This window comes from Sandaracinobacteroides hominis (assembly GCF_016464365.1).
In the GTDB taxonomy this organism is placed as follows: Bacteria; Pseudomonadota; Alphaproteobacteria; order Sphingomonadales; family Sphingomonadaceae; genus Sandaracinobacteroides; species Sandaracinobacteroides hominis.
Map to the genome: position 1 here is coordinate 1 of NZ_JADCUC010000017.1, position 7,163 is coordinate 7,163.

The window sequence follows — 7,163 nt, forward strand, 5'->3', positions numbered from 1 at the left end:
AGCGACAGACCATCGAACATCGGCGCTTGCAGCACCGCAAGTTCGCCGCCTAACATCAACCCCCTGACGAGGTCCGCACTCCGCTAATCTACGCCGCGAGTTGTGCCGAATGTTCTGACGACGGACATGGAAGGGAGCGATCCTATCGTCTCCTGAACGGTGGGAGCGTTCATCTTTCTGAGTGATCTCGGACGGACTTTCAGGTCGCTGCGAATGCCGACGATGAACATCCGATGCCGTGCCTGCGGGATGCCATACTCTTCGGCGCGGACCACGAAGAGGCGCGGGTCCACAACCCCTTCCGCCATATCCTGCTCGGTGAGCGAATAAAGCTTGTAGGAGAGATCGTCCGGCGCTCCGAGAATGGCGGTTCCCGGATGTGAAAGATCGCGAACGATCCGGGTGATCGCCGACTTACCGTCGATAGTCGCGGAAAGCAGCCCCTTTACATTTTCCATAACGAACACCGGCGGACGGTGATCGACTATGATCCGGAGATATTCGAGGTAGAGCGTATGCCGCTCGTCCTGAGCGAAATCCGTGCGCCCCATCATTCGCGAGCGCCCGACAAGCGAATATGCCTGACAGGGCGGCCCACCGACCAGCGCCCATCTGCGGCTGTCACCCACCCGATCCCGGATGATCTTCTTCACCTCTGCGTGGGATTCCGGTCCAAGCGAAATGCACAGTGCCGACGCGACCGCGTGGGCATGTGCTTCAGGATGGCGACGGAACATCTCCTCACGGGTGATGTCGCCCTTGAGGAAGGTGTAATATTCGTCAGGCGCTTCTCCGTCCGGAAACTGCCGGATAAAATGGCGAAGCAGCAGGGTCTGATGAGAGAATATGTCCCTCTCGATGGACACCACGCTGTTAAAGCACGGATTCCCTTTCTCATCCAAGCTGAGGGAGAAACCTTCGCCAAGGCCACCGGGACCGGCGAACACATCGACCACGGGGAACGCTGCGCTGCGCCACGACGGATCGTGCTTGGCCGCGACCGTGTCAGCCCGTGCCGGAAATTCTTCGATAATCGGATCAACCGAGAGCATGTCGACGTTCAGCCCCCGGTTCTGCCGAGTGGAGCGGCAGAGGCAAGCGACAGCCTCCGAAACTCTTCTACGCTAACAACAACGACAACGGGCCTTCCATGCTTTTCCACTTGCACCGGCTCCGCTCTGGCCCGGTCGAGCAGAAGCCCGAAGCTGTTCTTGGCGTCTTTCGCGGACATGGTCTGCATGGTATTCGATCCACTGTGAATGAGCCATTTTAGCTATTTTAATTGCCATTACAACCAAGATCAATGCAGCGTGATCCTCAAGCGAGTTTGGCGCTACGTATGGTTCAGAAGCGACGATTGCGACGTCTGCGGATAAAGCACTGTCACTTGGTCTCGCCTTGCCCTCTGCCAAAAACACCTCGCAGCGCCCAAAAGGATTGTGGTGATCGGGCGCCGGTGATTTCAGGTATTTGATTTCTCACACCGTGAAGTGATTTTCTCCCCGGCCTCCGCTTCCGCTCTGGCCGGGCGGGTTGCTTGGGGGCGCTGCCCCCTGGCGCGGCACAAGGGCGGCCGGGCGGTATCCCCAGCCTTCCGCGCGGATATGTGCTGCGCACTCTCGTCATGACTTCGATCCGCTTCGTGCAGGCCGGGTGATCCCCCTCCGCCCGTCCGCCCTTGCGCCTTGCACCCCCCGGTCTCGGCGACGGCCAGGGTTGCAGCGCAGCGCTGCGCTCCAACCCAGACCCATAAGGATCAAGATCATGACGACCAATGCACAGATCACGACCATTCCCGAACATGGCGAAACGGTTTTCATCCCGCTCAACAAGCTGAAAAAGCATCCGAAGAACGCCCGGAAAACTCCGCACAGCGAGGCGTCCATCGAGGGGAAGGCCGCGAGCATCGCCGCTAAGGGGATGCTGCAAAACCTTGTGGTGGAGCCGGAAACGAACGCGGGCGGGGAGCCGACCGGCTTCTATCTCGTCAGTGTCGGAGAAGGCCGCAGATTGGCGCAGCTTCTGCGCATCAAGCGCAAGGAGATCAAGAAGACCGAACCGATCCGCTGCGTCATCGACACGGCGAACGACGCGGCCGAGATCAGCCTTGACGAGAACGTCAACCGGGAGAACCTTCACCCCGCCGACGAGTTCGAGAAGTTCCGCGAGCTTTCGGAAGATCGCGGATGGGGCGCGGAGGAAATCGCGGCCCGGTTCGGCAAGTCCGCGCATGTCGTGAAGCAGCGGCTTCGCCTCGGCGCTGTCAGCCCCAAGCTGATTCAGGTTTACCGCGATGGCGGTCTGACCATGGACCAGTTGCAGGCGTTCGCCATCACCGACGATCACGACCGGCAGGAACATGTCTATGAGAATCTATCCTATAACAAGGAACCTTGGATCATCCGCCGCGACCTGACCGCGAGCAACGTGGCGGCTTCGGATCGGCGGGCGATCTTCGTCGGCGCGGAAGCCTATACCGAGGCGGGCGGCAACATCATCCGTGACCTGTTCACCGAGGATCGTGGTGGCTTCTACGAGGACGCCGCGCTGCTGGACCGGCTTGCCCTCGACAAACTGGAAAGCACCGCTGCCGAGGTTCAGGAGGCGGAAGGCTGGAAATGGGTTTCGGCCTTTATCGACTGGCCCCATGCGCACGGCATGCGCCGCACCTATCCGCAGCCGGTGGAATTATCCGAGGAACAGGAAGCCGCCTACGACGCTGCGCAGGAGGAACTTGAACGCCTGTCGGCGGAATGGCAGGACTCCGACGCGGACCTGCCGTCCGAAGTGGATCAGCGCCTTGCGGAGCTTGAAGCCGAGATCGAGCGGATCGACGGGCTGCGCTATGCCTACGACGCGCAAGAGATCACGCGCGGCGGCGTGTTCGTGGTGTTGAACCATGACGGCGAAGCCCGCATCGAGCGCGGTTTCATCCGGCCCGAGGACGAGGCCCCGGAACCGGAGGAAGAAGAAGGCAAGGACGGCGAAACCATCATCGACGGCGTTCGCGTCAACGGCGATGGCGAGATCATCGGGGAAGACGGCGAGTGTGACGAGGATGGCGACCACGTTTCCACGCTGGACGCCGAGGACGAGGAAGCGGAGGAAGACGGCAAACCGATTTCCGATCTTCTCATCCGTGACCTGACCGCCCATCGGACGCTTGGCCTGCGTCTCGCCCTTGGCGAACAGCCGGACATGGCGTTGATCGCCGTCACCCACGCGCTTGCCGCGCAGACCTTCTATCGCAGCGGCGGGGACGCCCATGCCCTCGAAATCCGCACCATCAGCGCCAGTCTTGGCGGACATGCGGACGGCATAGAGGACACGGCGGCGGCGAAGGCGTTGGCGGATCGGCATGCCGGATGGGCTTCGGACATGCCGCGCGAAGTTTCGGAGCTTTGGGGCTTCATCGCCGGGCTGGACCATGCCAGCGTCATGGCGCTGTTCGCCCATTGCGCCGCGCAGACCGTCAACGCCCTCAAGCTGCCATGGGAGCAGAACAAGCGCCACGCCCATGCAACGGCGGACAGGCTGGCGACGGCGGTTGCGCTCGATATGACGGCGCATTGGACGCCGACCGTTCGGACCTATCTCGGGCGTGTCACCAAGGCCCATATCCTTGACGCCGTGCGGGAGGCGCTTGGCAACGAAGCCGCCGAGCGGATCGCGGACGAGAAGAAGCCGGAAATGGCGGAAGCTGCCGAACAGCTTCTGGCCGGAACCGGATGGCTCCCGCCGATCCTGCGCACCGAGCGGCCCGCATGGCTGGCAGTGGACGAGCAGCCGGAAGCCCTCGCCATGGAGGACGAGGCTCTGCCCGCAACCGACAGCGCCGAAACCGTAGAAGATGAGCCTTTCGCCGTCGCAGCGGAATGAACGGCGAGCCGGGATCGCGTCAGCGGTCCCGGTCTTCCACCCGTAAAAATCCGGCCGCGCGGCTTCCCCGCGCGGCCGGATGACCTCGACAGAAAAAGAACACATCGCCACACATCGGAACGTGCAGCCCCCATCATGGCGATTGCACGAAAGGCGGTGCCGTCAGCAAAGGTGAAACATCATGGTCGCCGTCATGTTCATGAGTGTTGCGCTGGTCGCGTTGCTCTGCGTCCTCGCCTACAATCTCGCCGTCTATGCGCTGCCCTTTTTTGTAGGACTTGCCGTAGCACAATTCGCCTACGGGACAGGCGCGGGTCTGATCGGTGCGGGACTCGTCGGCCTGTTCTCGGGTGGTGCCGCCTTCGGCATTCTGGCCGGACTGTTCGAGACGATCCGTTCGCCTGTCATCCGCTTGATTCTCGCGCTGATCTTCGCCGCGCCCGCCGCCGTCGCGGGCTATGCGATGGTCTATGGCGTCACCAAGGAGGCCGTACCGTCCGACATCTGGCGGCAAATCTTCTGCATCACTGGCAGCGGATTCGTCGGATTCTCTGCCTTGGCGCGGCTGGTGAACGGTGTCGGCCAGCCCGCGAAGTAAAGGCGCGGAACCGGCTGGCAGAGCAAGGCGACGGCCAATCTTGACATGATAAGGAATATTCCTTACATTCCGCTCGACCGATTTATGGAGGCCCGCCATGGGAGCCCTGCTGAAAGAAGAAAGCACCATCACTGCCAAGGGACAGACCACCGTGCCGAAGTCCGTTCGGCAGGCGCTGGGCGTTGACTATGGTGGACGCATTGCTTTTCTCATTGATGAGCAGCACCGCGTCTATGTCCAGAAGGCCGAGATTGAAGAAACCGCCGATCCCGTGATCGACCGCTTTCTCGAATTTCTCGCGCGGAACATGGCGAAGCACCCCGAGAAATCCGTTCTTCCGTTCCCGCAATCCTTGCTCGACCGGGCTGTTGCCCTGACGGCGGGCATGACGGTCGATCTCGATGCTGAGATCGAGGGGGACGTTTCGATCTGATATGCCGACGATCAATGGCTGGACGGTCCTCGCACACCCTCTCTTTCTCGATCAGTGGGAGAAGCTGATCGAGGCGGTCGACGCGCTCAAGGCGAAGAAACCGGACGATTATCAGAAATCCGCCGACGCCAAGTTGCTCGCGTCCTTGGTCCAGCTCGTCGCCGTCAATGTACCATCAGACCCGACAGCATCCATCTACCGCCAGGGCGCGACCCTTGGCGACGACCGCAAGCACTGGTTTCGCGCCAAGTTCGGCAATGGTCGTTTCCGGCTCTTTTTCCGCTACAGCAGCACCAGCAAGGTCATCATCTTCGCCTGGGTGAACGACGAAAACAGCTTGCGGACCTACGGCTCCAAAACGGATGCCTACAAGGTTTTCAAGGGGATGCTGGATGACGGCAATCCGCCCGACGATTGGGATGCTCTGCATAAGGAGGCTGCCGATCCCAAGGCCGTCGCACGGCTGGAAAAAGCCTCGCCCCCGAAGCCATAATAAATGCTGTTGAACGTCACAGGATTGGGCGTTGCCCTCCGGGCCGGGCTTTCGGCTGCGCCGGAACCACGCCAAGGACGCGTTTCCGCCATTCGGCTTCAATCCCATAACGCAAGGCGCGACGGCGGACATTTCGCGGGAAGCTCCCATCCGTTTGTAAGCGGTGCGTGAACCCCGTCGGGCTTTTAGATTGACGGCTTTTGGAAGGCCCAAGGCATGAGGTCGTCGATGCGCGACGCGGGGTGGCCGTTGGCGATGGCGGTCAGTGTTGCGCGCAGGTAGGCGTAAGGATCGATGGCGTTCAGTTTGCAGGTCTCAATGAGTGAGGCCATGCGGGCCCAGGTTCGGCCGCCCTCATCATGACCGGCGAAGAGCGCGTTTTTTCGATTGAGGGTTATGGGTCTGATGGTGTTTTCGACGGGGTTGGTATCCATCTCGACGCGGCCATCGGTCAGGAAGATTTGCAGGCCATCCCAGTGGCGGTGGATGTAGCCGAGCTTCTCGCCCAAGCGGGATTTGGCGGAGATCCGGCTGCGCTGTTGGGTCAACCAAAGGCGGAAGTCGGCAATTTGCGGGGCGGATTGCGCTTGGCGGGCGGCGAGGCGTTCTTCGGGTGAGCGGCCCCGGATGGTGGCTTCGATCTTGTAGATCTGGGCGATGCGGCGGAGGCCCTCGGCGGCGATCTCGGAGCCGTCCTTTTGATAGATGTCATGCAGCTTGCGCCGGGAATGGGCCCAGCAATAGGCCAGCGTCAGGGGTGTGCCGCCCACGCGCTTTGGCTCGGCCAAGGCGTCGTAGCCGGTGTAACCATCGACCTGCAGAATGCCCTCGAAGCCCGTCAGGATGCCCATCGCATGGTGGCCATGACGCCCGGGCGCATAGGTGAAGACGACGGCGGGCGGATCGCCGCCGCCCCACCCGCGATCATCGCGGGTCACCGCCCAAAGGTAGCCGGTTTTGGTCTTGCCCGCCTTGGGATCGAGGACCGGCGCCCGGGTCTCGTCCATGAACAGGCGGCCGGATCGTTTGAGGTGGACCAGCATCCGGTCAACGACCGGAGCCAGATGATAGGCCGCCACACCGCACCACTTTGCCAGGGTTGACCGATCCAGGTCCACGCCGCCCCGGCCATAGATCTGGCATTGGCGATAAAGTGGCAAGTGGTCGGCATATTTGGAGACCGCGACATGGGCGAGCGTGCCTTCGGTCGGCAGCCCGCCTTCGATCAGCCAGTTCGGCGTATCCGCCTGCATAACACCCGCGTCGCAACGACGGCAGGCATAGCGAGGGCGAACGGTGACGATCACCTGGAAGCGGGCAGGAACGATGTCGAGCCGTTCCGCGCGGTCTTCGCCAATCTTCACCATGTCGGTGCAGCCGCAGGGGCATATCTTCTGCGCGGGTTCGATCACCTGCTCGATGCGCGGTAGGTGATCTGGCAGATGGCCAAGGTTGCGTTTGGCTGGCGGACGCCTGGGCCTGCCATCGGCATTGCCTTCAGCCAGCGCCTCCCGGGCAGCCGCGGCTTCCGCGACGGCCGTTTCCAGATCCTCGAAAGCCAGCTGACGCTCGTCCGGGGCCAACTGCTCGGACCGCTTGCCATAAAGCGCATGGCGCAGCTCGGCGATGAGGTAATCCTGACGTTCGGTATGGGCTTCCAGCCCGGCGACCTTGGCTTGCATCGCTGCAAACGCCTCACGCACGGCGGGCGGAAGGCTGTCCAGATCAAAGGGGAGATCGGCGGGCGCAGACATGGCGAT

7 protein-coding genes are annotated in these 7,163 nt (G+C 62.0%); 4 read left to right on the plus strand and 3 right to left on the minus strand.

Annotation, left to right across the window (positions count from 1 at the left end; genetic code table 11):
- Positions 1-83 precede the first annotated feature (83 nt).
- A complete protein-coding gene (locus tag IM784_RS16855; RefSeq protein ID WP_199556509.1) occupies positions 84-1,052 on the minus strand; it encodes a DNA cytosine methyltransferase in 969 nt (322 codons plus the stop codon).
- Positions 1,053-1,060: 8 nt separating this feature from the next.
- Complete coding sequence (locus IM784_RS16860) at positions 1,061-1,240, minus strand: type II toxin-antitoxin system Phd/YefM family antitoxin (protein ID WP_199556510.1); 180 nt, start codon at positions 1,238-1,240, stop codon at positions 1,061-1,063.
- 524 nt (positions 1,241-1,764) lie between these two features.
- Between IM784_RS16860 and IM784_RS16865 the strand changes: the two genes are divergently transcribed.
- The 4 genes from IM784_RS16865 (at position 1,765) to IM784_RS16880 (ending at position 5,403) form a co-directional block, all read left to right on the plus strand.
- Positions 1,765-3,879: a ParB/RepB/Spo0J family partition protein gene (locus IM784_RS16865; RefSeq protein WP_199556511.1), complete on the plus strand. Its 2,115-nt coding sequence runs from the start codon at positions 1,765-1,767 to the stop codon at positions 3,877-3,879.
- Positions 3,880-4,060: 181 nt separating this feature from the next.
- A complete protein-coding gene (locus IM784_RS16870) occupies positions 4,061-4,477 on the plus strand; it encodes a hypothetical protein (protein ID WP_199556512.1) in 417 nt (138 codons plus the stop codon).
- Between the two features lie 97 nt (positions 4,478-4,574).
- Entirely contained in the window at positions 4,575-4,910 is a 336-nt protein-coding gene (locus tag IM784_RS16875; RefSeq protein ID WP_199556513.1) for a type II toxin-antitoxin system PrlF family antitoxin, read from the plus strand.
- Between the two features lies 1 nt (position 4,911).
- Positions 4,912-5,403 (plus strand): type II toxin-antitoxin system YhaV family toxin, encoded by a 492-nt coding sequence (locus IM784_RS16880; RefSeq protein WP_199556514.1) that lies wholly within the window; start codon positions 4,912-4,914, stop codon positions 5,401-5,403.
- Between the two features lie 185 nt (positions 5,404-5,588).
- On the opposite strand, the gene tnpC is transcribed toward IM784_RS16880, so the two are convergent.
- Positions 5,589-7,157 (minus strand): IS66 family transposase, encoded by a 1,569-nt coding sequence (gene tnpC, locus IM784_RS16885; protein ID WP_199556515.1) that lies wholly within the window; start codon positions 7,155-7,157, stop codon positions 5,589-5,591.
- Between the last annotated feature and the right edge of the window lie 6 nt (positions 7,158-7,163).